The 583-nt window shown below is 43.9% G+C and carries 1 protein-coding gene; it reads left to right on the forward strand.

Annotation, left to right across the window (positions count from 1 at the left end; all coding sequences use genetic code 11):
- The coding region (locus tag K8O68_RS15390) for an ExeA family protein (RefSeq protein ID WP_230897745.1) at window positions 1-583 on the forward strand (583 nt) is incomplete at both ends.

Genomic DNA, 583 nt, shown 5'->3' on the forward strand with positions numbered 1-583 from the left:
GATAATGTTTGAAACCTTTTATGGCTTTAATAACACACCATTCAGCAGGACGGTTCCTTCGGAATCATTATACGAAGCACCTCGTTTCGAAGAAGTGATAGGAAGATTACATTTTGCGGCCAGTCACCAGCTATTTATGGTCGTAACTGGAGATGCAGGAACCGGAAAAACAACACTTCTTCGCCGTTTTACAGATGAACTGGATGTGCAGGAGTATCAAGCGCTTTATCTATCTGATTCCAAATTAACCCCTCGACACTTCTACAAAGGGCTATTAGAACAGCTTGGCTGTGAAGCAAAGTTTTATCGTGGAGACGCCAAGCGGCAGTTGCATCAGCAGATCGAAATTATGAGAGGGGTTCATGGTCAACACCCTGTGGTTATCGTAGATGAAGCCCATTTACTGGACCGTGAAATGTTAGAAGAAGTTCGATTTTTACTCAATGTCAACATGGATGCGATGAGCCCAATGGCCCTTCTTCTTGTGGGGCAAAGCGAGCTTTGGGATCGATTGAAGCTTCAATCATTCTCAGCCATCCGCCAACGAATTGATTTGCAATACCAATTGCCACATTATGACCTT

This window comes from Salipaludibacillus sp. CUR1 (assembly GCF_021028955.1).
GTDB lineage: Bacteria > Bacillota > Bacilli > Bacillales > Salisediminibacteriaceae > Salipaludibacillus.